The 25,612-nt window shown below is 34.2% G+C and carries 27 protein-coding genes; 16 read left to right on the top strand and 11 right to left on the bottom strand.

The features are described from left to right. Positions 1-127 precede the first annotated feature (127 nt). Positions 128-985: a CPBP family intramembrane glutamic endopeptidase gene (locus QZN33_RS02605; protein ID WP_296789333.1), complete on the bottom strand. Its 858-nt coding sequence runs from the start codon at positions 983-985 to the stop codon at positions 128-130. After that, positions 982-1,833, bottom strand: a complete 852-nt coding sequence (locus QZN33_RS02600) for a CPBP family intramembrane glutamic endopeptidase (protein WP_296789328.1) — start codon at positions 1,831-1,833, stop codon at positions 982-984. The genes QZN33_RS02605 and QZN33_RS02600 overlap by 4 nt, the downstream gene beginning before the upstream one ends. A gap of 126 nt (positions 1,834-1,959) precedes the next feature. On the opposite strand from QZN33_RS02600, the gene QZN33_RS02595 reads away from it, so the two are divergent. The 4 genes from QZN33_RS02595 to QZN33_RS02580 all read left to right on the top strand — a co-directional run bounded on the left by QZN33_RS02595 (position 1,960) and on the right by QZN33_RS02580 (position 8,345). After that, positions 1,960-2,379, top strand: coding sequence for a hypothetical protein (locus QZN33_RS02595; RefSeq protein WP_296789322.1), 420 nt, complete (start codon positions 1,960-1,962; stop codon positions 2,377-2,379). Positions 2,380-3,895: 1,516 nt separating this feature from the next. Continuing rightward, a complete protein-coding gene (locus tag QZN33_RS02590) occupies positions 3,896-5,533 on the top strand; it encodes a hypothetical protein (RefSeq protein WP_296789315.1) in 1,638 nt (545 codons plus the stop codon). A 71-nt stretch (positions 5,534-5,604) separates the two neighbouring features. After that, entirely contained in the window at positions 5,605-7,782 is a 2,178-nt protein-coding gene (locus QZN33_RS02585) for a hypothetical protein (RefSeq protein ID WP_296789313.1), read from the top strand. 41 nt (positions 7,783-7,823) lie between these two features. After that, positions 7,824-8,345 (top strand): Panacea domain-containing protein, encoded by a 522-nt coding sequence (locus tag QZN33_RS02580; protein ID WP_296789311.1) that lies wholly within the window; start codon positions 7,824-7,826, stop codon positions 8,343-8,345. A gap of 452 nt (positions 8,346-8,797) precedes the next feature. Here the strand turns inward: QZN33_RS02580 and QZN33_RS02575 are convergent, their stop codons facing one another. Next, positions 8,798-9,076: a hypothetical protein gene (locus QZN33_RS02575; protein WP_296789309.1), complete on the bottom strand. Its 279-nt coding sequence runs from the start codon at positions 9,074-9,076 to the stop codon at positions 8,798-8,800. 1,072 nt (positions 9,077-10,148) lie between these two features. Here QZN33_RS02575 and QZN33_RS02570 point away from each other — a divergent pair. After that, positions 10,149-11,078 (top strand): hypothetical protein, encoded by a 930-nt coding sequence (locus tag QZN33_RS02570; protein WP_296789307.1) that lies wholly within the window; start codon positions 10,149-10,151, stop codon positions 11,076-11,078. 5 nt (positions 11,079-11,083) lie between these two features. Here the strand turns inward: QZN33_RS02570 and dmpI are convergent, their stop codons facing one another. Then, complete coding sequence (dmpI, locus tag QZN33_RS02565) at positions 11,084-11,272, bottom strand: 4-oxalocrotonate tautomerase DmpI (protein WP_296789305.1); 189 nt, start codon at positions 11,270-11,272, stop codon at positions 11,084-11,086. A 63-nt stretch (positions 11,273-11,335) separates the two neighbouring features. Between dmpI and QZN33_RS02560 the strand changes: the two genes are divergently transcribed. Further along, positions 11,336-11,794, top strand: coding sequence for a deoxyuridine 5'-triphosphate nucleotidohydrolase (locus tag QZN33_RS02560; protein ID WP_296789304.1), 459 nt, complete (start codon positions 11,336-11,338; stop codon positions 11,792-11,794). Further along, complete coding sequence (locus tag QZN33_RS02555; RefSeq protein WP_296789303.1) at positions 11,791-13,323, top strand: thiamine pyrophosphate-binding protein; 1,533 nt, start codon at positions 11,791-11,793, stop codon at positions 13,321-13,323. The genes QZN33_RS02560 and QZN33_RS02555 overlap by 4 nt, the downstream gene beginning before the upstream one ends. On the opposite strand, the gene QZN33_RS02550 is transcribed toward QZN33_RS02555, so the two are convergent. The 4 genes from QZN33_RS02550 to QZN33_RS02535 form a co-directional block, all read right to left on the bottom strand. Further along, on the bottom strand, positions 13,316-13,576 hold the full coding sequence (locus QZN33_RS02550) for a hypothetical protein (RefSeq protein WP_296789301.1): 261 nt from the start codon (positions 13,574-13,576) through the stop codon (positions 13,316-13,318). The two genes, QZN33_RS02555 and QZN33_RS02550, sit on opposite strands and share 8 nt — an antisense overlap. After that, entirely contained in the window at positions 13,569-14,135 is a 567-nt protein-coding gene (locus QZN33_RS02545; RefSeq protein WP_296789299.1) for a DUF2953 domain-containing protein, read from the bottom strand. Before QZN33_RS02545 ends, QZN33_RS02550 begins: the two co-directional genes overlap by 8 nt. Before the next feature lie 28 nt (positions 14,136-14,163). Beyond that, entirely contained in the window at positions 14,164-14,586 is a 423-nt protein-coding gene (locus QZN33_RS02540) for a GerW family sporulation protein (RefSeq protein ID WP_296789297.1), read from the bottom strand. Positions 14,587-14,984: 398 nt separating this feature from the next. Beyond that, complete coding sequence (locus tag QZN33_RS02535; protein ID WP_296789292.1) at positions 14,985-16,127, bottom strand: alanine--glyoxylate aminotransferase family protein; 1,143 nt, start codon at positions 16,125-16,127, stop codon at positions 14,985-14,987. Positions 16,128-16,313: 186 nt separating this feature from the next. Here QZN33_RS02535 and QZN33_RS02530 point away from each other — a divergent pair, with 186 nt between their 5' ends. Together QZN33_RS02530 and QZN33_RS02525 are read left to right on the top strand one after the other, a co-directional pair. Further along, entirely contained in the window at positions 16,314-16,982 is a 669-nt protein-coding gene (locus tag QZN33_RS02530) for a YitT family protein (RefSeq protein ID WP_296789290.1), read from the top strand. 33 nt (positions 16,983-17,015) lie between these two features. Then, positions 17,016-17,663: a YitT family protein gene (locus QZN33_RS02525; RefSeq protein ID WP_296789286.1), complete on the top strand. Its 648-nt coding sequence runs from the start codon at positions 17,016-17,018 to the stop codon at positions 17,661-17,663. A 283-nt stretch (positions 17,664-17,946) separates the two neighbouring features. Here QZN33_RS02525 and QZN33_RS02520 read toward each other — a convergent pair whose 3' ends face one another. Together QZN33_RS02520 and QZN33_RS02515 are read right to left on the bottom strand one after the other, a co-directional pair. Beyond that, positions 17,947-18,363 carry a hypothetical protein gene (locus tag QZN33_RS02520; protein WP_296789285.1) on the bottom strand — a complete coding sequence of 139 codons (417 nt, stop codon included), beginning with the start codon at positions 18,361-18,363 and terminating at the stop codon, positions 17,947-17,949. A 70-nt stretch (positions 18,364-18,433) separates the two neighbouring features. Continuing rightward, the gene (locus tag QZN33_RS02515; protein ID WP_296789280.1) at positions 18,434-19,342 is read right to left on the bottom strand and encodes a hypothetical protein; all 909 of its coding nucleotides are present in this window, start codon (positions 19,340-19,342) and stop codon (positions 18,434-18,436) included. A gap of 219 nt (positions 19,343-19,561) precedes the next feature. Between QZN33_RS02515 and QZN33_RS02510 the strand changes: the two genes are divergently transcribed. After that, the gene (locus tag QZN33_RS02510; RefSeq protein ID WP_296789277.1) at positions 19,562-20,281 is read left to right on the top strand and encodes a 6-hydroxymethylpterin diphosphokinase MptE-like protein; all 720 of its coding nucleotides are present in this window, start codon (positions 19,562-19,564) and stop codon (positions 20,279-20,281) included. A 32-nt stretch (positions 20,282-20,313) separates the two neighbouring features. Next, entirely contained in the window at positions 20,314-21,423 is a 1,110-nt protein-coding gene (locus tag QZN33_RS02505; protein WP_296789271.1) for an ORC1-type DNA replication protein, read from the top strand. 101 nt (positions 21,424-21,524) lie between these two features. Here the strand turns inward: QZN33_RS02505 and QZN33_RS02500 are convergent, their stop codons facing one another. After that, positions 21,525-21,701: a hypothetical protein gene (locus tag QZN33_RS02500; protein ID WP_296789266.1), complete on the bottom strand. Its 177-nt coding sequence runs from the start codon at positions 21,699-21,701 to the stop codon at positions 21,525-21,527. Positions 21,702-21,789: 88 nt separating this feature from the next. Here QZN33_RS02500 and QZN33_RS02495 point away from each other — a divergent pair, with 88 nt between their 5' ends. The 5 genes from QZN33_RS02495 to QZN33_RS02475 all read left to right on the top strand — a co-directional run bounded on the left by QZN33_RS02495 (position 21,790) and on the right by QZN33_RS02475 (position 25,611). Next, positions 21,790-22,203: an archease gene (locus QZN33_RS02495; RefSeq protein WP_296789263.1), complete on the top strand. Its 414-nt coding sequence runs from the start codon at positions 21,790-21,792 to the stop codon at positions 22,201-22,203. Positions 22,204-22,236: 33 nt separating this feature from the next. Beyond that, positions 22,237-22,557 (top strand): hypothetical protein, encoded by a 321-nt coding sequence (locus QZN33_RS02490; RefSeq protein ID WP_296789262.1) that lies wholly within the window; start codon positions 22,237-22,239, stop codon positions 22,555-22,557. Positions 22,558-23,155: 598 nt separating this feature from the next. Next, positions 23,156-23,608 (top strand): hypothetical protein, encoded by a 453-nt coding sequence (locus tag QZN33_RS02485; protein ID WP_296789258.1) that lies wholly within the window; start codon positions 23,156-23,158, stop codon positions 23,606-23,608. A 91-nt stretch (positions 23,609-23,699) separates the two neighbouring features. After that, complete coding sequence (locus QZN33_RS02480) at positions 23,700-24,098, top strand: hypothetical protein (RefSeq protein ID WP_296789255.1); 399 nt, start codon at positions 23,700-23,702, stop codon at positions 24,096-24,098. Between the two features lie 64 nt (positions 24,099-24,162). Continuing rightward, positions 24,163-25,611, top strand: a complete 1,449-nt coding sequence (locus QZN33_RS02475) for an RtcB family protein (protein ID WP_296789250.1) — start codon at positions 24,163-24,165, stop codon at positions 25,609-25,611. The last annotated feature ends 1 nt before the right edge of the window (position 25,612 follow it).

The raw sequence follows: 25,612 nt of genomic DNA, 5'->3' as shown, positions 1-25,612 counted from the left end.
ATACCCTGTTATTACAAAAAAATTCAACTCCTACACCTTAAAAGTGCAATTCATCTCCGGCTTAAAGAAGCCGGAGAATTCTTGCACAACAATGTTAAAAAATAAGTGATGGTGAGGTTTAAAGCGATTAAGCTTCGCTTTCAAACCAGTTGTATCTGCTGCCCACATAATAGGTCAGGCCTAAACAGATTAAATCAATTGCAAATGCAAAGAGTGCTGCCCAGATATCAACATTTGTTGAAGTCCTTGCAAGACCAAAATAAATTGTAATGAATACTGTAAGGTTGTTTATGGTATGCAGTGCGGAACTTGCTTCAATACCGTTTGTTTTCCAGGCAAGCAGTCCGTAAACCACTCCTCCAAGGATTATGGTAACGACTCCGATACTGTTGTATGAGTGTGTCGCTCCGAATGCAAGGGCCTGTATGATTATCGCAAGAATTGGAATGTTGAACCATGATCCGAAGCTCTGCATGATGAGGCCACGAAACAGGTACTCCTCAGCGATGCACTGAAGAGGAATGGTTATTGCAAATGCGATAAACATTAAAGGGGATATCTGCTGAATATTAATGGCCGAACCGTCTGTGAGTGATGATGCGATGTTAAAAATCACATAAATCACGAGAGGAACTGCCATGCATTTGAAGTAAAGTTTCCATCTCCATCCTCCAAGTGAAGACGCATAGGATGAAAACGGCCTGTCTTTAACAATCTTTGATGCAAGATAAATTGCAGGAATGGTTATGACAAGTATCAGATATGAAAAAAGACTTGCAGGACCAAGCGTGTTAAGTGATTCATAGCTGTCTGACAGTCCTGCAGATATGTCTCCAAATGCCAGCTGGAATATTGCTCCAAGGACAAATGTCAGTATAAAAAAGATTACTGCGCTTAAAATAATGGTCACTAACGGTTTATGCCATTTGTAGTTTTCAAATTCTCGTCCGATTGTAATGTAGTCTTTAATGTTAGTTTCACTCATTCAAACCACTCGTATTTTTTACCTAAATAGATTATAACTATTATGGAAATCATCGGGGACGCTAAATTTATTACTGCATCGACAGGGGTGGCATTTGTTGCAATCTGCTGAATTCCTGAAAATCCGAGCATGAATGAAGTTATATTGTTGATGCTGTGAATTGCAGAGCCTGCTTCAAGACCGTTTGTTTTCCATGCGACTACAGCGAACATCACTCCTACAATAAATGTTGTAACAACTCCTATGATGTTGTAAGGGTGAAGTGCTGCAAATAATGCGCTCGGGATAATTATGGCGACTACCGGTATGTTAACCCATGATCCGATTGTCTGCATGATGATTCCGCGAAATAGAAATTCCTCAGAAATGCTCTGTGCACAGATAAGCACTATAAATACGACAATTACCAATGGAGTCAGCCTGTTTACGCCGTGTGACTGGCCCTGAATTGCAATAGAAATCAGTGTCATAACGACATATATTGCAATAGGGATTGCAAGGCATTTTAAGTAAAGTTTCCAGTCCCATCCTCCACGGCTTGAAGCGTATGATGAAAATGGTCTGTCCTTTACGATCTTTGATGCAATGTATATTGACGGAATAAAGAGGATGAGGACTAAAAATCCGTAGATAGTTGTTGCATCAGCCATATTCATTGCCTCATAGGTGGCACTCATATTTGTAATGAATGCGTCACCGTAAATTCCTGCAAAAATCGCTGTCACTACTGTGTTCAGTATTAAGTAAATTATTATAGTAACTATGATGGTAAGCAGGGGCTTATACCATTTATAGTTCTCAAATGTTCTTCCAATTGTTATATAATCTTGAACCTTATTTTCTCCCATTTATTCACCTCTATAAATTGTATTTATTTTTTCAAATATTAAAGATATTTGTTCAAGTTAAAGTTACACTTGAAATATACCTCTTAGAAGTTATAATTTATAATGGGCTATGTTCAAAATATCAATATGAAGATTTCAAAAATTTTTTGCATTTGCGCAGTGCTTCTGCTTTTCACAATTGCTGTTGCTTCAGCAGTTGAAATTTCAGACTTTAAAGCTCCGAACGGCTTTGATGACGGTATTGCTGAGTCAATGGACAAAGACGACTTTTCAATCACCATTGAAAAGTATGACAAGGAATTCAGTTTTTCTCCACTTAAAAGCGACAGTTTCTCTAACGTCACAATTAAAGGCAAGTTTGCCCATTTCACCGATTCATTTCATGATGAAGTGGGAGCAATGGAACTTATCAAAATCGGTAAAAACCATCAGCTTGTCAAATGCAAATACAAAGGTACTGATTCTTCCAAAATTCCTGAGTGCATTAAATATCTGGAAGAATTCAACAAGATTAACAACCTGACTGCGGAAAATATCGGCAAATAAGCCCTATTTTCTTTTTTCTATTTTTTTAAAAATTCTGCTCATTTTGAAGTATCATAATAATTTTATAAAGGTTCGATTAAATTAAAAGTAGTCCTAACACCTTTAATATTATGGAACGCTTTTCACTTTAACGACAACATTCAATGTTTATTTTACAAGATTTAATCGAGGATATATATCAACTACTATTAATATTTAAATTTCATTCGAAAAAACCCGGATGTTAAAGTCAAATTTTTACAGATTTTCAAAATCATAATGCCGGCAGTGATTTTTCAAAAAAATTTAACATCATAAATTTTCATGCAGGACCAGGTGAAATATTTGAAGTAATTGCCTTTTTGAGGCCTTTTTGCCGTTTACTGTATGAAGAAATTCTGAGAGTAAATCAGTATTTTTGCCCAATTTTTTTAACTTTCCATGTTAACCTGCCGGTTTTATGGCTGTGATTTTACACAATGCCTGTTTGACAGTGGAGTAATGCGGGCAGAAGTATGTGTTGGATGATGCAATCAGGGTTTTGAATTTGACATTTCACAATGATTCATGTTGTGTGTGAGCTGATAAATTAATCTGCTCTGACTTCATAATTTTGCAGGTATTTATATGATTTTTGAAAAAAATTTCAGATGATTCGCTCAGATGCTCTTCAGGGGACCTTTATATACTAATGCTCAATAATCATTATGAGCAGTGGAAATGTTAAATGCAGGTTTGACAATTTAGGTATAGATTAATGAAAGCTATCTAAAACTTGATATTGACTTTAACGTATTCACGCTCTGTTACTGTATGAAAATTTTTTGAGAGTAAAGCAATATCTGGGGGATTTTTAATTTTTTGGTCATTTTTAGAGAACTTTCAAAGATTTTAGGTAAGGCTCTTTTTCACATTGAACTTTTAAGTGGTATGGGCAAAAATTGTAATTTTCATCAATTTTTTTCTCATCTGTGAGGTGTGTGAAAACGATGAATTGTGAAGTGATCATGCATGACATTTGAGTTATACACATCATACTAACTGCATTTTTCGAAATTTCTCCATTTCAAATTTCAAATCAAATTCAAGCTCATCACCTTAAAAGGGATAATTTTAATGATAAATTATCATTTCTAAACATTTTCTGCAAGTTACTGTATAGAAATTTCCCGCGAGTAAATCCATATTTTTGCCATGCTGAGAGTTTAAATGACCGTGCAGGATATGTATTTCAGACTGCCCAATTTCTGTTAAAATTTAGCATTTTGCCGTTATTTTCTCTAAAATCTCAATTTTAAGATTTTACACTTGAAATGCATGTCTAATTTTTTCTAAAAAATCTTCAGTTAAATGAATTTAATTGTGAAATATATTCATCTAAACAGATTAAAGTAAAGTAGCATCAATTTAACATACCAGTATTGCTTTGTCAACAAATGCATAGAAAAATTACATTTCAGTCATGTTTTTTTCAAAACATTAATAGTATTTATAATGCATTCAAGAAATATATAATATATAATAAAGAGGGATTTCGATGAAAATTAAATACGCATTTATACTGGCGATGCTGCTTATTATATTATCACTTGGAGCTGTAAGCGCATCAGATCAAATACAGAAAAACGAAACACTGGAAGACGGCCTTCCTTTTGATGTGAACTATGACGACACTGACTCTCAGGGTGGCCCCAATGATGACGGTGTCTCAAACGATGATTTTGAAGACGATGACGATGATGATTGGGATGATGGCGAATACTGGGATGAAGACGCATACCAGATTGACACCAACCCTGAAGCCGAATTCATCTATTATCTCGATGATGTCACACTTGCAAGTCTGACACTTCCCTCTGACGCCTACGGTTCATTATATGTCTTTGAAGGGGATTATGATGACGGGGACTTTTTAGGAGAATTTCCGTTAGTCAAAGGATATGCCGAGGTCAGACTCTCACAGCTTAATTTCACCCCTGAAAACTTCCTGGGTTCACATTACCTGTCATTTTCATATGAAGCAGATGACTACACAGTTGATGATGGCGGAATGGTAATTGAAATCATCAACTATGAGTTTACAGCTCCAAAAACCTCTTTTTTAGGTGATGATGTCATTTATCACATTGACCTGCATGGAAACATCACAGACACCATAGAAGTCCGTACATTGTATGAGGATGATGAAGGCGAAATCACAGAGGGCGATTTGAGTTATGTCGAGATGAAAGACGGAAAAGCAGATATTGTATTTTCCAATTTAGAAATGGGAAGTCATAGTTTCTCATTCGAACTTACAGAAAATGTTTTCAAACGTGAAGTGGAACTTTACGTGATTCCAAAAGTCACTCACAGAAGCAATGTTGTAATTGCAAGGGACAATTACTTTGAAGTTGACCTTCCAGATGACGCTAAAGGCACACTTTTCATGTATCTTTTCAGCTACGGCCTTGATGACTATCAGGAATTTGAAATCAAATATTGCGGTGATGTTAAACTCTCATCAGGAGGGCTTGTAGCAGGAAAATATGAAATACTTAGCTTTGAGATATTTGACGAGAAATACGGGTCATTTGTCTATGACGACTCTCCTTTGGCACAATCAGGTGATGAGTACTACGCTACATTTAAAGCGTCAAACCCTTCAAATGCCGTAATTACAGCTAAAAACTTCAACACAATATATGCTGCAGGCGGAGTATATAAAATCAAAGTTACAGTTGACGGAAAACCAGTCAAAGGTGTTCGCGTAGTATTTAAAATCAGAGATGATGAATATGAACGCACAACTGACAAGAACGGTTATGCAAGTCTTAAAATATATAAAGCTCCCGGAACCTACAAAGTTACCATTAAAACACTTGGAAAATCCGTTACAAAAACCCTTACTGTAAAACATCTCGTTACAGTAAAAACTTTAACAGTCAGAACTTCAGCCAATAAACTCATTCTTCAGGCAAATCTGGCTAAAGTCAACGGAAAATACCTTAAAAACAAAAAGGTAACCTTCAAGTTCAACGGCAAAAAGTACTCTGCAAAAACAAATTCCAAAGGTGTTGCCAAAATCACAATTCAATCATCTGTTCTTAAAAAGCTTAAAGTCGGCAAAAAAGTCACATATCAGGCAACTTACCTTAAAGACACAGTCAAAAAAACAGTTAAAGTAAAAAGATAGATTTTTTCTATCTTCTTTTTTTAAATTTTAATATATCTCCTCCGACAAATGTATATGTGAGAGGTGATGATGTGAAATCAAAGATTATTTTAGTTTTTATACTCTTGTTGGCAATTTGTTCTATCACGTCAGCGGCCGCTTCAGATAACATTACAGAAAGCGACCAACAGATTGCCGATGATATTAAAGTATCATTCAATGATACGGTCTACAGACAGGATTTGGGTTCCATTGATGTTGAAATTCCGCAAAACGTCACAGGAAACCTGAGAGCAACAATAAACGATGTCGAATTTTACAACAAAAACGTCACATCTTCCGTGAGCGTTCCGATTACAATACCTCATAGTGCGGAACCTATGATTGTTGTAAACAGGATTACTGATCACACTACATATCATATATGTCTCTTTTTCAACAACATTACAATCCTTGACAGTCCTCTGAAAGTGATGAATGTGGCTTCAAACTTTACAACACCGGGATTTGCTGAGGAAATTTTAAAAGATGATCCGGAAGGTCGTGTGGCACTGTATTTCCCGCAATCCGCCAACGGTGAAGTGCAGATATTCATTGACGGGAAATTTATAAAAAACATGACAGCAGAGCAGTTCCTGTTTTTAAATGCAAGTGAGTTTAACACACTGCCATTGGGAATGCACAATGTTACAATTTCATATTCAGGAGATTCCTACTACAGAAAATTCACAAAAACATTTAATTTCACAGTTGTCGAAATGAGGATAAGCATCCCGCAGAAAATGGTTTTCGACCATGACGACTGCATAACTGCTAAAATCCTAAACAACCGTGACGGAACAGTATTCATATTTGTAGACGGTAAATTAGTGTTTAAAGATAAACTGGACAAGTACGGAGAGTTTCTCCATTCAATGTTTGATGATATAACCTGCGGCCAGCATATTGTGGAAGTGCAATACAATGCAAGCAAATTCACAAGGTCCAAAAAGGTCACAGTCGATGTGGACTATAATGTTGACATATGGGGTTACGGAAATTTCGTCTACGGCGATGGCAGCAACGTTGTAATAATCGTACCTCCTGACTTTAACAAAGACCTGATTGAAATAACAATTGACGGTAAATCACAGGAGTTTACAATCGATGATTCAGGCTGGATTGAACTTGATGTATCTAAAATGCCTGCCGGAAATCACACTGTGGATTTCGCCTTCAAAGGGGATGGGAAATATCACAGCTGGAATGAATCATACAATTTCACAGTGATATATCAGCCAATTGCGCCATTTTCCTTATATTATGGTGAGGATTCCATTGTATCTTTGAGCCTTCCTGAAACTGCTAAAGGAAATCTCGAATTATACGTTGACGGTAAACTCTACAAAAGCGTTAAAGTGGTTGACGGCGATGCAGTGATAGATCTGGACAATCTCGTTGCGGGTAAATGCCTGCTTTTAGCAAAATATGACGGCGATGATTTTGAAGTTGAAGAGCTCAACCATACTCTCATAATCTATCCGAATATTGTCTCTCCGGATGAAATGTATGTTGGAGAAAATGGTGTAGTGACTGTTAAAACATCAAAATCAGCTAATGCAACTGTAATATTCTCTGCAGGCGATAAAAATGTTACTGTGCCTGTTGTTAATGGAATGGCAAAATTATCACTTAAAGACTTCAAAGCAGGCGAAACAGACATTGACGCTTTCTATATAGGTGAAAACGGATTCAACTGCACATTATATGCATTCGTTGACATATTAAATACCAAAATCAGGATATCTAACGTTAACGTGATATATACAAACAACGCCAAAGTCAAAGTCTATATCAATGAAAAACTTGCTAAAAATACATATGTGACATTCAAGGTTAGCGGTAAAAACCTTAAAGTCAAAACAGACAAAAATGGTGCTGCAACATTGAAAGTCAATAGCCTGAAACCTGGAAAATACAATCTCCAGGCAATCTACGGCACAGCAAAAACCACTAAAAAACTGACTGTAAAACATATGGTGAGCTTAAACACTCTTAAAGTTAAAAAGTCAGCTAAAAAAGTAGTTTTAACAGCTAAACTTGCTAAAAAACTTAAAAATAAAGTCATTAAATTCAAATTCAACGGCAAAACCCTTAAGGTTAAAACAAACTCCAAAGGAATTGCAAAAGCAACCTTTAACGTCAAAAACCTTAAAGCCGGTAAAAAATTAACTTATTCTGCAACTTATCTTAAAGATACAGTCAAAAAGACTGTTAAGGTCACCAGATAGTTAATTTTTTTCTTTTTTTTTAAAGCATCACGGGGGATTAAATGAATTTTGATAAAGAAAAATTCAAAAATGTACTGCATTATATAATCAGCGAATGCGGTTTTAAAGAAAATGTTGAAAAAAGAGTAATGTTTAACTTGTTGTATTTTGCTGATTTCAACTTTTTTGAATTGTATGAATCAGCACTGACAAATGAATCCTATAGAAAAGTGCCTGGGGGTCCTGAACCTATACACTTTGATTTGGCCATAAAAGAACTGAAAAATGAAGAAAAAATTGAAATAACAACCAAAAGACTATCATTGGGAAGAGTAATCTATAACTATATCTCTTTAAAAGAACCATCATCTGAAATAAGCAAAGAAGAATTATCTCTCATTGATGATGTGATTTTACAGTTAAGTGATATGGATTTCTCCCAAATTAGAGAATACTCACATGGGGATATGCCGTTAAAGGCAGCAGAAAACGGTGAAATAATTGATTACGGATTTGTATTTTACAGAAATCCTGAATATGTAAAACGTGAGTATGACGATTCAGATGGAGTAAAAATCGCTTAAAAAAAGAAAATAGTTTTGAAATAACTTTCAAAACTCACTTAAATTGATTTTCTCAAACGTTTATAACCCAGTGCAACAGCTGCGGATATGACAAGCATTGCCGCTGCAATTACAGTTGTTATCAAATCATTCAATACAAGATCTTTAGCAAAATAAGTGATAAGAACTATTGTAACAGGTATAATTTGTAATAGTTAAATTTATATGATAATTTTTTAAAATAATTATACAGGAGAATTGCTTTTCAAGTAACTTCTAGAGATGCAAATATCTAATTATTTTTTTAATGTCTAACAAGGAATATTGTAGGGATTTTTTCTCTGCAATAAGACATTAAATTTAACTTTTTACTATTTTTACAGATTTTTAAAAGAAAGTGATGATGCTGAAAAATTAGCTGATAATTTTATTTAGTGATATTAAAAATAAAAAAAGTTGTTAGAGGTATAACTCTAACGTTTAATTTTCAAAGTTCTTTTTAAGGTGTCCTTAAGGTAGCTAATGCTTATTGTGTACTTTTTGTCCACTTTAAGCTTTCCAATAACGCTCTTTTTAATGGTAAATTTAGCAACACCTTTGGAATTGGTTTTTGAAGTATGTTTTTTATCATTTAATTTGGAAGGTAATTGTTTTGTTTTTAACATATGTGGTGTTGATTTTGCATTATTGCTTGCAACATCGATTTTTTTCTTAATAAAATTGCAATATTTACCAAAACGTTTATATATCATGTTTAAATGACTACAATTTTATTAAATGGCTTCAACAAGCTTTAAATAAGATTTAAATCATATATTTTCTAGTAAAGGGCCTCAAATTATTTGATATTGTGGGGGGTGAATAAACATGAACTTATTATTTTTAAGTAAATGTTTATTTGTTAATCAATTCAGTCTTTTCCCATTCTGTATTGGTGTTCTTTCCATGCATCTCGATGGAGGTGAAAACAGTGGAGTTAATTATCTTCACAATTGGATCATATTGGTTTAATATTGCTTCTTTTATTAAATCATCAATGATTTTAATAAGATTTGGAAGATAATTGCTCAAATTTTCACCTCTAAATAATAGGTAATTAAATATTAACGATTCAATGAAAGGCTTTGAAAACTAAGTTTTCGTGAGGTCTTTTTCCTGGAGAGGGGCACTGTTTAATTACCTTTTTTTTAAGAATAGTTAAATTTATATAATATTTTGTTAATATAATTATACAAGAGAATTACTTTTAAAGTATCCTCTAGAGATGCAAATATCTAATTATTTTTTTAATGTCTAATGGGGAATATTGTAGGGATTTTTTCTCTGCAATAAGACATTAAATTTAACTTTTTACTATTTTTACATATTTTTAAAAGAAATTAAGTGATGCATTATTAAATCTAATCTAATTGATGGGTGAAAATTATATAATGCAAAATAAAAATTCCGGTCTTGTGGTTAAAAACTCCAAAACATATACTAAAATTGCCAGTCTGGTGAATCATTAATAGATAAGTTGAATTGGAAGTGATGAATACTTTAAATATAATTAAAATAAATAAATATATAAGTGGTGATTAAATTTTGTTCCAAAAGAAAGATCAAGAGCTACAATTAAAAGGCTCCTTGAGGAACGTCAGAAAAGAAGTGAGGCTAGATCAGCTGAGATGCGTAAAAATTACGTTTGCGTAATCAATAAAGAATAATATTGTTTTTTGTGTCTGATGGGTATTGGGCACTTAACTAATTTTTAAACACGTATAAACAACTTTTTTTTCTTTTCACAAGTCGATATTTTATACTATTAAAGCTAATCTATTATTGATGAGTGAAAAATATATAAGGCAAAACAAGAATTCCTGTCTGGTGGTTAAAAACTCCAAAACATATGCTAAAATCGCCGGTCTGGAAGATGCCATATTCATAAGGGATTTTTTAATTGAAAACGACTGGGATTTGTCTAAAACTCCGGAAGTTATTAAAAAGGATGATAATTACTGTGTTTTAACAGTCTATGAAGATAAGATTTACCTGCTTGCCAAATACAGGAAAATGCCTGGCGAAAAAACCGTTTCTAAACTGATTAAAAAGCACGAAAGAAACCCTAACAACTCCAGATACGGTCTTAACATCACAAGAATCTTTGATACGTTCGTTATCAAAAAGCAGATTGCAGGTGATGACTATATATTCGGATATTACGACAATCTGGAAGATGCAGAGTTTGTGAGAAACTTTCTTCTTGACAATGACTGGGATGTTTCTAGATTCGAGGATATTAGCTACTGCGAGGACACAGGTGAGTATAAGGTCGTCAAAGTCATTGATGATATGGTATATGTTCTTGATTCGTTTTATTCAGATAATATCGATCTTGAAAGGTGTCTTGAAGAGTTTCTCACCAAAATATACAAGCACAAGAATGGTCTTGCAAACTATCCGCACCTTGATCTTTTAAAAGACAAAATTCCTCAGCTAGAAGATGACTTCAATGTTAAGGTCAGGGATGACTATTGGGATTTGGGAAACGGCGATGGTGATGCGTTAAACCAGATTATATTTACTTTAACTCCGCTTCAGCAGAGTATATATGATTCTATTGGTGAATCTGCAAGTTTTGAAGATATTAAAAAAGCACTGATTCGATATAAGACCAAAAACTTTGATGAAAAACTCAACAGGAATCTTGAAGATTTGATTGATAAAAAATTAGTAGTTCGTGATGGTGATTTGTATAAAAAAGTAAAGGAATAATTTAATTATTCCTTATCAGATAATAGTCCGCCGGCTACTCCAATGTCTTCTTTTGCATATGGCTGAACCAGTACGGTTATTGCTTCAATAGGAAGACCATATGCTTCAGCGACTGTTTCGCTAACTTTTTTAACCATTTCTCGTTTCTTTTCTAATGTTATTGTGTCGTTTCCAGCAATTGTAATTACAGGCATTATATCACCAATTAAAATTTATTAGTTAAATACTATATATAAATTATTAAAGGATTTGATATTATGCTCGGTGAAAAAGAACTCATAAAGCTGTTTCCGGATTTCAAGGACCTGGTTCAGCCGTCCGGAATTGATTTGGAACTTGATAAAATATATGTGCAGACATCTGGAGGCTCACTTATAGACAATGAAAAGAATCTGCCTGAAATTAAGGAACTTGAAGGGGATATCTACACTTTAAAGCCTCACACAGCATACTTGGCAAGCATCAAAAGGAAAATCAAAATCCCTAAGGGATACACTATGCTTTACCTTCCGCGCTCAACACTTTTAAGGTCATTTGTTTCAGTTCAGACTGCTGTGGGAGATCCGGGATTTTACGGAACACTGATGTTTATGGTCTACAATCACGGTGAATACGATTTTAAAATCAAATCAGGTGACAGGATTGCTCAGGCAGTTGTATATCCGGTTGAAGGCTCAGGTGAGTACAACGGCTCCTATCAGGAGGCGGAAGAGTGAATGTAGCTGATAAGATTGTAAAAATTCTTGAAGAGGAGGAAATCACTACTGTTTTTGGAATTCCTGGCGAGCAGATTATGCCGCTTTACAAGGCACTTTCCGCCTCATCAATAAATCACGTCCTCACCCGCCATGAACAGGCTGCAGCTCATGCTGCAGACGGATATACCAGATCAAGTGGTAAAATCGGAGTATGCATTGCAACTGCAGCACCTGGTGCTTTAAACTTTACCATGGCACTGGCTACTGCATTTAAGGACAACGTTCCGATACTTGTTCTTACAGGTGACAATGAGCTTCAATACCGTGGTTCAGACCACTTTCAAAGCCTGCCTCAGGTAGATATCTTCAAACACATTACAAAAGCATCATACAATCCTTTAAACGGAACCGAGGCAATGTATGTTTTAAGAGCTGCAATATATGAGCTTAAAACAATTCCGAAAGGTCCGATTCATATCAATCTCTCAAAGGATGTTCTTCTCGAAGAGGATTTCAATGACTTTGATTTGTGCTATCTGTGTGAAGATGACCTCTCAAAAATAAGTGACGCGCAAAATCTTATCGATTCAGCCGAAAAACCCTTATTTATTCTCGGAGCCGGTGCAATCTCACAAAAGGAAAATATTGAAAGGATTGCAGAAAAATACCGGATTCCGGTTACAACAACATTTCACGCTAAAGGCATAATATCTGAAGAAAACAATTTAAACCTTGGAATGGTGGGGATACGCTCAACACCAAGGGCAAAATATGCATTTGAAAACGCAGACTGCATTATTGCTCTTGGAATTAAAGCCAGTGAGAGAACACTTCCAGAAATTCCTGAAAATCTCATACATGTAAACATAAACAAGGACGTTTTGATAGGGGACTGCCCGATTCACGGAAAAGTTGAAGATTTTCTTTTAGAAATCAGCTTTAAAAAGACTGAATGGCTTGATAAAATCCTCACTATTCCAAATGAATTGGAAATTGAAGGTCTGGATGATGATTTATCTCCGCAGGCTGCAATTAAAAGGATTTTAAATAAATTCGACAACAATATTACTGTTTCAGATGCGGGAAGTCACACAACCTGGACAACACTTCTTAAAAAATCAAAAGCTCCACGCCAGCTTCTATTTTCAGGAGGTATGGCGCCTATGGGTTACGGCCTGCCGGCGGCTATAGGGGCAAGTCTGGCAACAGATGAAAAGATTATCCTCATCAACGGTGACGGTGATTTTCAAATGAACCTTCAGGAACTTGCAACCCTTAAGGACAATAACCTTGATGTTATAGTATTCATATTGAACAATTCGGAGTTTGGAATCATCCGCCAATGGCAGGAAGACTTCTATGATATGCAAGCATATCAGATTAAACTCAACAATCCTGACTTTGTAAAACTTTCCTCAAGTTACGGCATTGATGCGGTGAGGGTTGATAATCTCTCTGATTTGGAGTATCTTTTAGAAAGTGACCTTAAAGGTCCATTGGTGGTTGAGGTAATATGCAGGAGTGAAAATATTCCTCTTCCTAAATGATTTCCTGTTCCACAAATTCCTTAACAACTTCATCAATTTCATCCACCTCATATAGGGGTGCCAGGTAATATTGGCCATTTTCTTCATAAATTATTCCCACCGGTGAAATTGATGCGGATGTTACATTATTGTTGATGATGCAAAATTCACTTTCAAAAGCAAAAGTGAATCCGTACATTTTTTTGAAGTGGTATTCCTTTTTGATTTCAATGTCAAAAAGACTTTCGGCAAATTCCCTTATGACCTTATCCATTTCTAACACCACTTATTAAACTGCGAACCTCTTTTTTTGAAATCAGCTTAAGCGCTGCAGGTATTAATTTCAGTATATTGATTTCCAGTTCGTTTTCACCTTTTGCGTCAAAAACACTTCCGTTAAAGCTCGGTTCGGCACTTATCCTTGCATTTTTATGGGATGTATTTACGATTGCAAGCAGTCCCCAAATGTATCCGATGTATTTTCCTGTGTCGCTGTAGGAGTCAAGACCAAAAATAATATGGTTTTGAAGTTTTTGAACGCGAATGCATTTTACAAATGACTTTAAAAAGTCTTTAAAATAAGTAAGACAGGGTTTAGCCAGTTTCAAAAGCTTTTTGATGTCCCTTTTCTTTTCACCAGATTCATCTTCGTCTTCGCTAGTTTTCTCATCATCCTGTGAGGGAAATTCAAGTGAGTAAACCTTGATTTTTTTTAAAATAAGTATTTTTAAACATCCTTTAAATTCACTGCCTTTTTTATCATATGTAAAAGCAATTTTAACTCCAATATAGAGTAAAATAATGATAAAAAGGATGATAATTAAAATAATCATCCCTAGGATGTTTAACATGAGGCAGTTCCTATTCGTCTATTTGGCCATCGGTTGTAGTGTATTCAGGTTCGATGTATTCTCCTTCGTCGTAGTAGTCTTCACCGTACTGTACTTGGAGGAAACTTTTTACAAGATCGGTTATAATTAATCCTAAATCGGATATTGCCTTGTTGGTTTCTGTTCCTTTGCTTAGGTCAAGTACACGAACTCCTTCAGCGTCGCTTCCTTTTTTAGGAATCATTACCATTGAAATAGGTTCTACACCAGCACCAGCACCAGCTAAATCTGCGCCTTGTCCGCCTAAGATGTTTTCACCGGCTCCGAATCCAACTCCCATTTTCATTACGGGAATGAGGATTTTATCATCGGTTTCAATAGGTGTTCCGATTACATTATCAACACTTATTAATTTACGTAATTCTTCTACGGTTGTTTTAATATTATTTGACATCGTTTCACATCCTATGTTATGTATATTATTATATGTTTTGAAGTCTTAAATAAGTTTAGATTTTGATTTTTCCAAAGATAAAGTAATACTTTTTCACTAATTGAGACATATGTTTCAAGTGTAACTTTTACCTTAAAACTTATAAGTTTTCATATTTTTTTCGAGAGGTATATTTCAAGTGTAACTTTTCACTTAAAAGTTATAACTTATTATTTTTAGACGTGCATTTCAAGTGTAACTTTTCACTTATAACTTCTAACTAGGTAAAAAATATATTACTTATAACTTATCATGAACTTCAAAAGGCATGAGTTATAACTTATAATTAATTTTTTTAAAAACACCTAATCATCTAAAACTGATATTTGAGATATATAAAAAAAGAAAAAGAATCAGAATCATAAGTATGATTCTGTAATTGATGCTACACCAGCACCAGCATCTTCAATTGCACCTAAACCTTTTAAGGTCATTCCGATAGCTGCAAAAGTTTGAGTTAATTCTTTGTAGGAAATATTTCCCATGTGGCCGATTCTGAAAATGTTTCCTTTAAGGTGATCTTGACCACCAGCTAATTCAACACCGTATTTGTCACGGGTGGTTCCTCTAAAGTCAGCGTCAGTAACGCCTTCAGGCATTTTAACTGCAGTTACAGTTGCAGATGAAACAGCTTCATCAGCGAATAATTCTAATCCTAATGCTTTAACAGCTGCTACACTAGCTTTAGCTGCTTTGTGGTGACGTGCAACTCTGTTGTCAAGTCCTTCTTCCATAACCATTTTCAATGCTTCATTCATAGCGTAGGTTAGAGAAACAGATGGGGTGTATGGAGTTTCAGGTACAGCTTTGTCTCCGCTTTTTCTTGCAGCTTTTAAGTCTAAGTAAAAGGTATTGGTTTCTACTTTATCAACAGCGGCCCATGCATCGTCACTTAAGGTAATAGCTGCCATTCCAGGTGGTGCAGCGATACATTTTTGAGATCCGGTAAGACATACGTCAATGCCGAATTTGTCGACGTTTACTTCGTCTCCAGCAAGGGAGGATACTGTATCTACGATGTATAATGCATCATAGTTTTTCATTACTTTACCGATTTCTTCAATAGGTGCAGCTACTCCGGTAGAGGTTTCGTTGTGAATTACGCTGACTGCTTTGATATCTTCATCAGCTTCTAAAGCTTCTTCGATTGCTTCAGGAGTTACAGCAGTTCCCCATTCGACTGCTAATTCTTTAGCGTCAATTCCATGGGTCTGTGCGATTTTCATGAAACGTTCTCCGAATTTTCCACCTACTACATTTAACATTTTTTCGCCAGGAGCTACAGTGTTTGCAATTCCTGCTTCCATTGCAGCGGTTCCGGATCCGGTTAATAAATAAGATTTATTTGAGGTTTGGAAAACTTTACTCATTAATTCGGTAGTTTCAGTTAAGATTTCACCATATTTTGCGCCTCTGTGGTTAACAACAGCCTGTGACATTGCATTGAGTACTCTAGGGTGTACTGTTGTTGGTCCAGGAAGCATTAATAAAATATCATTCATTAAATTCCTCCAAGTTATATAAAGATTAGCTAGTTTAAAGCTATTATATAATTTAATTTTTATACTTATTAAATATTTTTAATATGGGTGTTTATTCAGTTTTTCTATTTCAATAACATATATTTTGCACACCTGTTCAAAATGCAAGTTACATTTTTAAATAATGAATAATAAATTAATAACTGCATGCAATTTAGTGGAGAAGAATTAACTTTAAAGAGAATTTTTAACTATATTTTTGGCCTGTATCTCATTACATTGGGCGTAGCGTTTTCAATCAAATCAGGATTGGGCTCAGCTCCGGTCAGTTCAATTCCATATGCAATGGATCTGGTCTGGGCAATAGAAATCGGAGTAGCAACATTCATATTTCATGCTATTTTGGTATTGATTGAACTTGTTTTGCTTAGAAGGAATTTCAAGCCAAAGCATTTCATGCAGGTTTTTGTAGGGGTGCTTTTTGGTGCATTTACAAGCATATCAGTGTCTCTCATGGGTTTCATACCTCCTGCAGATAACTTTATAGTCGCTCTTTTGATGAGCGTTTTAAGCATATTTCTCATTGCCTTGGGGCTGTTTTTCTATGTGCCTACAAATATCATTCCCCTTTCAGTGGAAGGCGTTACACAGGCAATAGCTATTGTAACAAACAGACCTTTCCCGAAAATCAAGGTTTACTTTGATGTATGTGTTGTTTTAACAGCATTAATCATAAGTTATGCATTTTTAGGCAGTTTTGGAAGTGTTGGAATCGGAACAATACTCGGAGCTTTGTTTATCGGTATAACTGTAAAATACATTCACAAATTCCACGCCGATTTTACAGGCAATGCTGTGGATTTGAAAAAAATGTAAACTTTTTATATCATAAACTATTTTATTTAATATATGATTAAAAGGATTTGTTTTTTTGTTGTTGGATTATTCATAATGTCTCTTGGTGTGGCCTTTTCAATCATATCAACACTTGGAACAACTCCAATAAGCTCAATATCATATTCACTGGCTTTAATTACCAACATTAACATTGGAATAACTACTTTTATCTTCAATGCAGCATTAATCCTTATTCAGTTTCTGATTTTGCGCTCAAGATTTCACAAAAAAAGACTTCTGCAGCTTATAAACTGCATACTGTTCGGATACTTTACTGATCTGGCACTGTATCTGGTGTCATTCGTACCATTTGACGGATCTGTTTTGATGTGTGCTGTATTTCTGGCAGTAAGTATCATTTTAACTGCTCTTGGAATATTCATCTACATGCCGGCAAATATTGCACCTCTTCCAGGTGAAGGATGTGTTGAATCAGTGGCTATTGTAACCGGATGGAGATTTTCCACAATTAAAATTGGATTTGACGCAACAATGGTAATCATTTCACTTGTAATGTGCGGATTGTGGTATTCTAACGTTTTCGGTGCAGTCTATATTGGAACTGTTATCTCAGCATTTATGGTAGGCTTTACATTAAGGCAAATCAACAATCTCTACGCTTATATTACAGGCCATGAGGTCAATGTGGTAAACCAATGAAACTCTGCTGAAAATAAAGATTAATTAATCATGCAAGCAAGCACTTGCGCTCGCAAAATCTTATAAACCTGGAAATATAAACTATTTTTGGTTATTATTTAGATTACAATAAGTGGAGGTGTTATAAATGGTATTCGGTGTTGAACTTATAGCATTGAATGCGCTTCTTATCGGAGCATATGTCTCTGTAATGTTATTTTCTAAAAAAAGAGATGGTTCCCAGGCGTTAAGTAAATCAAACTGATATTTGCTTAATGGGGCGTTCTAACTCTTTAAATTATTTTTAAACACTTTTTTCAATAATCAGTTTTTCTATACTGGGAATATTTAGGGGTATTCGATTTAGTTCTTCGTCCCTTTTTCTTATTTCTTCATACTTTTTTATTAGATTTTCATCTATTTTATTTAAATCTTCTTCTATTTGTATTAGATCTGTATCTAATTTCAATAGTTCTTCAAACATTACTGGTTTTTCATCCATTTCATCTACTATTTCACTTAGTTTTTCGTCCATTTTATTTATTTTTCGTGATCTTTCATCCAGTTTTCTTTCTTTTTCATCTATAATTTCGTTGAGTTTGATTGTTTCAAATAATTGTTTCTGCATTTTTTTAAGTACTTTTTGTTTTTCAGTAAGTTCGCCTTCATATTTTGCTTCATATAATATTTCTTCCATATCACTTTCATATGCTCTTTTCATCCAATCACCTTTAATATTGCTTTTTGTGAATTCATTTGATTAATCATATGTGTTAATTCAATTTAACTTTTTAACTTTTAAGTACGGTTGAAATAAGTAGTTTTTTGGTTTTTGAAGGTATGTCCTTTCGGGCATTGATTTCTTCAATTGCTTTAGCAAAATTGGTTTTTAATCTAGTTATTTCTTTATTTTTTTCAGCTAGTTCTTTATCTTTTTTAGCTAGTTCTTTCTTATTTTCGGCTTTTACTCTTTCTAGCTCATCGCCATATCTGGAATATACTATTTCTTCCATATCATCACGGTAGGCATCCATGTCAATTGCCTCCAATAGTTGGTCTTGTTCTGTTTCATCGTCGATATTTGACAAAATCATTGTCATTAAAATAAATGCAATGTCTCTTTTTAATTTTTCATCTGGAATTTTTGCATGTTTAAACAGTTTGGAAAATGATTTTGTCACATATTCCGAATATTTTTTGGATATGTATTTCGGAACGAAAGCAATGTGCAGTGCTTCCTTTTCACTTAATTCAATATTATGTTCTACTTTATTTATAATTGTATCATAATTTTTCCATAGTTTCTCCTGGGAAAAATAATAATATTTTGGCCTTATAATGTCTGTTGGACTGATTTCATACTCTTTTGGGAAATTTTTGGGATTTTTTAAACAGATTACACCGGTATAAAGTGGCATTCCATATATGAAGCTGGCAAATGTTTTGTATTTTCCCAATTTCGCTAATGTTTTTTCAGTTACAACATCAGATTCCTCTTTTAGGTTAATCAGCATTCCTTCTTTTGTAGAGTATAATTCATCCATTCTGCCTGTGGCCATTGTTCTTAAAACAACTTCTGTAGGGTATCTTCTATGATATGTCCCTGGCAGGTCCAAATATTCATGCATTTTTTTTCTAAAAGCCATTGCCGCATATTTGTGTGTTATATCGTTTGAATGGTATGGTTTTTTAAGTTTCACATTCAATCTCCTAAAATTTTAATTTCCGGAAATTCTTTTTTTAAAACGACATCGATATATATAATTCTATTTACTCCATTATATTTAAGTTTTTTATGAAATAAAAGCAGTATTGTTCTTTATTTATATTTTAATGACTTTAAATCAATTTTTCATTTTCTATGTAATGATAAATTATTTAATTAACCAAAGGCTAAAATAATATAGTGAGGTTTAAATATGGAATTTGGACTCTGGGAAAAATATTACAAAGAAATTCTTGATGATTTTGGATTTTCACGTGAGGATGACGAAGAATCTGCAAAACTTTTGGATGAAATTCTCTCAACTGAAGGGTGTCTTACATTAAACGATCTTGCGGAAATTGTTGACTTTTCAGATAAATTCATCGTATTCGGTGCAGGGCCTTCTGTAAAAGAGCACGTTGAAATGCTTAAAAACGATTATGACTTAAAAGATTATGTGCTGGTTGCTGCCGACGGTGCAACAACTGCATTAATAGAACAAAAACTCGTTCCAGACATTGTAGCAACAGACCTTGACGGAAACATTGATGATATTCTTTTAGCAAATTTAAGAGGCGCAAACATTGTCATCCATGCTCACGGAGACAATATTGACAGAATCGCTTCTTTAAGCTCATTTTTCAATAATGTCCTTGGAACAACCCAGGCACAGCCTGTAGGAAATCTTTATAACTTCGGAGGTTTCACTGACGGTGACAGGGCAATATTTTTAGCAGTCGCTTTAGGAGCATCTGAAATAACTCTTGCCGGAATGGATTTCGGAGATATCGTAACCAAATATTCAAGGCCAAATCTTCCTGACGCTTTAGCCAAAGCTGATGAGTTTAAACAGAAAAAACTTAATTACGCTGAGAAATTCACCAATTGGATAGCTGAAAACGAAGATGTGAAATTGATTAACTTAAAAGAATAGTTTTTTATAATAATTTTTATATATTAGATAATATGGGTATTGAAGATATTTTAATGTATGATGAAAGCCTTTTTCAAAATATAAATGCTTTTGATCCTGATTACCTGCCTCCAAACTATAATTTCAGAGATACACAAATGGAAGCAATGGCGATGGCAATAAGGCCTGCTATGAGGGGAGGTCAACCGTCAAATGCAGTTATATTAGGCTCACCTGCAACAGGAAAAACAACAGCAATCAGAAAAGTATTTGAACTTGTTGAAAAAAACACAGAAAAAGTTGTATGCGTTTATATCAACTGTCAGATTCATACAACCCGTTTCGGAATATTTTCACAAATCTTTAAAAAAGTCTTCGGACATCTTCCTCCTGAAACTGGAGTTCCATTTTCAAGAATCTATGCCCAAATCATGAAGGAACTTCAAAAAAACGGACAATCAGTTGTTGTTGCCTTTGATGATATAAACTACCTGTTCCAGACAAATCATGCAAACAAGGTTGTTTATGACCTTTTAAGAGCATATGAAGAATATCCTGGTGTTAAAGCATCCATTTTTGCAATATTGTCTGATCTGGAATTCAAATATGCTTTCGATAAAAATGTCAATACTGTTTTTATTCCTCAGGAAATCATGTTTCCGCTTTACAAATACAATGAAATCGAAGATATCCTAAGAGACAGGGTCAATGCAGGATTTTTCCCGGGAGTGCTGAGCGATGATATCTTGGAGCAGATTTCAATGTATACTCTTGAAAACGGAGACTTGAGAGTTGGAATCAACCTTTTAAGATCATGCGGAAATATTGCGGAAGCTTCTGCAAGCCGTGAAATCACTCAGGAGCACTTTGACAAGGCTATTGAATCATTGGTATCCATAAATGTATCTGAAACATTAAAATCTCTAAACAGTGCCGAACGTGAACTTCTGCAGATGATAGTTAATTTTGACGGCATATACACTGCAGGAGAATTAGGTGAAGATTACAAACAAAAAACAGGTTCCAGCTATGCCTCATTTAACAGAACATTGGATAAACTGGAATTTGTAAGATTAATTGATACCAAATATACAGGAAAAGGGGTTAGGGGAAATTCTAGAGAAATTATATTGCGTTTTAACCCCGAAGATTATATAATCTAGTTTTTCCTGTAGGGAAATTAGTTTCTGTATCATTAGAATAATGCATGGTAAGCTTGTATTCTAATGGACAACTAAGGGTTTGGTATTGTAAAAAAACAGTCCTAAACTATAGGACTTTGAGCTGCCACAACAGAAATAACAGATAAAAGTAATGCCGCTATTACTACAAGCACTACCATGCAAGATTGAACGTCTAAACCGCTGTAAATGATCTCATCTCTTATTGAACTTTTTTTCCTTAAATCAACTTGAATTGTGGTGTCTTTATTGCCTAACATTTTAATCACTATATTTAAATTGTCCGAAGTTGATATATAAACAAAGTCCGAGAGAGCATTTGATAAGTAATATTTTTGAGGAAATTTTATGAAAAATTATGAATATTTTGAAGCTACTGCCGACATTGGATTTAAAGCTTATGGAAAGAGTCTGAATGAAGCTTTTGAAAATGCAAGTATTGCAATGTTTAATATAATAACTGATACTGAGGATGTAAGTCCTGTAAATGAAATAGAATTTGAAATTACCTCTGAAGACGAAGTATCTCTTCTTTATGACTACCTGGAGGAACTGCTCTTTTACCATGAAGTGGAATTCATGTTATTTTCCAGCTTTCATGTAGAAATTGATGATAATCTCCATTTAACTGCTAAAATTAAAGGGGAGAAAATCAATTGGGATAAGCATGAGAGAAAGACAGAAATCAAGGCAATAACTTTCCATAAGATGGATGTTAAAAAAACAAGACATGTAGAGCTTCGCGCCATCGTCGATTTATAAGATTATAAATATTATTAAAGCCAATATATTATCATGAAAAGAACTAAAGTTACAACACGACATTTTGAAATGGCGATGGGTCTGATAGGTTCTCTAATTGGGGTTCTCTCAGGATCTGTTTTTATATTTCTCTTCAACGCATCCCATGCCCATGCCACATTTTTAGGTCTTTTAGCTATATTAGGTTCTCTTTTAGGCGTTATTTCCAGTGCCTATGTTTTTAAAAATAATGAATCTGCAGGTGTAGGATTTATTATTGCAACAATGTTTGTAATACTGGGTGCAGACCACATCAATGCATTAAGTGCAGTATTTTTACTTATAGCAGGTATGTCCTCATTATTTAGAAAATAATTCTTTTAATGGCTTGTTTTTCAAATAAAAAGCAAATTGATAGTTCCTTTAATAAATAAACATGTGAAAAATCAAAAAACTTTATATATCATTTAAATCATAAAATTATCTAGAATTTAAAAAGTTCTTCATTGAATTTTTTAATTCAAATTCAAGTTAAATGATTTTTCAATGCCTAACCGGTATGTTGTAGGATTTTCCTATAATATAGGTGTTGAGCGATTATGGAATCTCTCATTTTTGTGAGATTCTTATTTTAATCGTATTTTTTAGTTCTCTTTTTAATATTAATGTTACTGTCTACTAATTATTTTTTTCTTTCAATATTGTTTTCATCTTAAAAAATTGTTATGATTAATTACAAAAGCTTTTTAAATAATAACTGCTATAATAGGTATTAGATTGAAATTTTAAGATGTGTCATGTCTTTAATGGTATCAATTTTCTCATATGGGAACAATTTTACTTAATCAGTGCAATTTGATTAAATGAATACAATATGAGTAAAATATTTGATTCGGAAAAATGTAATATTGAAAGTTTGATATTGTTGAAGGGAATAAGTTCGCATGGATGAAATAATTAATGAGGTTTTAATATGAGTAATGCTGATTTTACTAAAGAAATTGAGTATGTCACTCGTTTAAACAATGATGATGAGTTATTTGAACAGGAATTCATTAATATTTCCAAATATTTTCCATTTAAGAATCATGATGAGGTTCATGGATTTTTAAGTGAAAATAGGGGTTTGGTTGTTGTTTTAAATTACATTAAGCCAATTTTAAAATCGCAGGTTCCTTATGCATACTTTCATCTGGAAATGTTTTTCGATACAATTTTCCCGCCACAGCTTATTTTAGTTGTTAAAGCTCTGGAAAATGATTTTAACAATGGTTTTAAGGAAGATATTCAATTAATAGATTCCAAAATTCTTCCTTTAGTTAAAAAACTTGATTTAGGTAGTGAATTTTTCATATGGGATGCGAGCTGTAATTTCAAATCAAAAAATGCTTTGACCTTAATGGATTTGTACAGGCTTAGTTCATGATTTATAAAACACAAAAATTATCTTAAGAGATATCTTTTTGCTTTGATGCTTAAAAATCGTCTAATTATTAGTGAGGTATTTAAAATGGATTATGATACTAATTGATGAGTTAAAATTTATCAATTGTTTAAAAGACGAGGAATTTTTTGAAAATGAATTTGAACAGATTAAAAAATTCTATCCGATGGAGGGCTGTGAAGACATTCATAATTTTTTAAAAAACAGTCATGGCGTAATTGTTATTCTCAAAAAGGTTAAACCGCTGCTTGGTGAATATGTTCCATATGCAGAATTCTATCTGAGGCTAGATATTGATCCTATATTCATTCCTCAGCTTCTACTGGTTGTTAATGCTCATAAACATGATTTTGAAAACGGATTCAAGGACGATATCATGAAGATTAACTATTCGATTCGACCATTACTTTCGAAATTTGATTTGAATTGTGAATTTTTCATTTTTGACGCAATGATTCATGAAAGTAACTAAATCACCAAAACCTTATTAAAACACCACAAATATATATTAAAACATAATAAATTTTGTGATTCTTATGAGTATTAAAGATGAAATTAAAAAAGTTAGGGATAACGTTTATGAAATTCCGGGTTCCTACAATAAAAAAATGAGGGCTTCCGGAAGATTTTATATTGCAGATGAAAGTTTTGATGCTCTTGAAGAAGGTGCTATCGAGCAGATTGTTAATGTAGCATGTCTTCCGGGTGTTCAAAGATACTCTATCGGACTTCCAGACATTCACTTCGGATACGGATTTCCTATTGGGGGCGTTGCAGCATTCAGCATGAGAAACGGTATCGTATCACCTGGTGGTGTAGGTTTTGACATTAACTGCGGTGTAAGGCTGATTAAATCAAATCTTAAAAGAGAAGACATTGAAGAACACATCGATGAGCTTACAGAAAAGCTTTTCAAAAACATACCTTCCGGTGTTGGAAGCAAAGGTAAAATCAGACTTGAAAAAGGCGAAATAGACAAAGTCCTTGATTATGGTGCAGAATGGGCTGTTGAAAACGGATACGGATGGCCTGAGGACTTGGAAGTTCTTGAAGAAAACGGAAGAATGGTCGATGCAGATTCAAGTATCGTTTCAGATAAAGCCAAAAAAAGAGGAATTCCACAGTTAGGTTCTCTAGGTTCAGGAAATCACTTTCTGGAAATTCAGGAAGTCGATGAAATCTACAATGAGGAAGTGGCTGAAGTATACGGTCTTGAAAAAGGAATGATTGTCATTATGATTCATTCAGGTTCAAGAGGATGCGGACACCAGATATGTTCCGATTATTTAAGAATCATGGATAAAGCTTATAAAAATTATAAAATTCAACTTGCAGACAGACAATTGGCCTGCGCTCCACTTGATTCAAAAGAAGCACAAAATTATATTCAGGCAATGGCTGCTGCAGCTAATTATGCATGGGCAAACAGGCAAATGATGACTCACTGGATTCGTGAAACCTTTGAAGATGTTTTAGGCAAATCCGCAAAGGATATGGATATGGATATTGTCTATGACGTTGCCCACAATATCGCAAAAATGGAAACTCACAAAGTTTACAACCGTGAAGAAGACCTTCTCGTTCACAGAAAAGGAGCTACCCGTGCATTCGGTCCTGGAAGAGAAGAAGTTCCTGAAAAATACAGAGCTGTCGGCCAGCCTGTACTGATTCCGGGTACAATGGGAACCTCTTCATATGTACTTCACGGAACCGAAACTGCTATGGAAGAAACCTTCGGTTCAACCGCTCACGGTGCAGGAAGAGTGCTTTCAAGATCCCGTGCCAAAAAGGACTATGATGCAGATAAAATCACATCTGATCTTGAATCAAAAGGAATTAAAATCAAAGCAACAAGCAAACATGTTATCGAAGAAGAAGCACCAGGTGCTTATAAGGATGTTGACAGCGTAGTCAGAGTATCCGACAGCACAGGAATCGCTAAACTTGTTGCAAAAGTTACACCGATAGCAGTTTGCAAAGGGTAGA

This window comes from uncultured Methanobrevibacter sp. (genome assembly GCF_900314615.1).
Lineage (GTDB): Archaea > Methanobacteriota > Methanobacteria > Methanobacteriales > Methanobacteriaceae > Methanocatella.
Note: the sequence above shows the minus strand (reverse complement) of the source record. Positions and strands in the feature narration are given on the sequence as shown.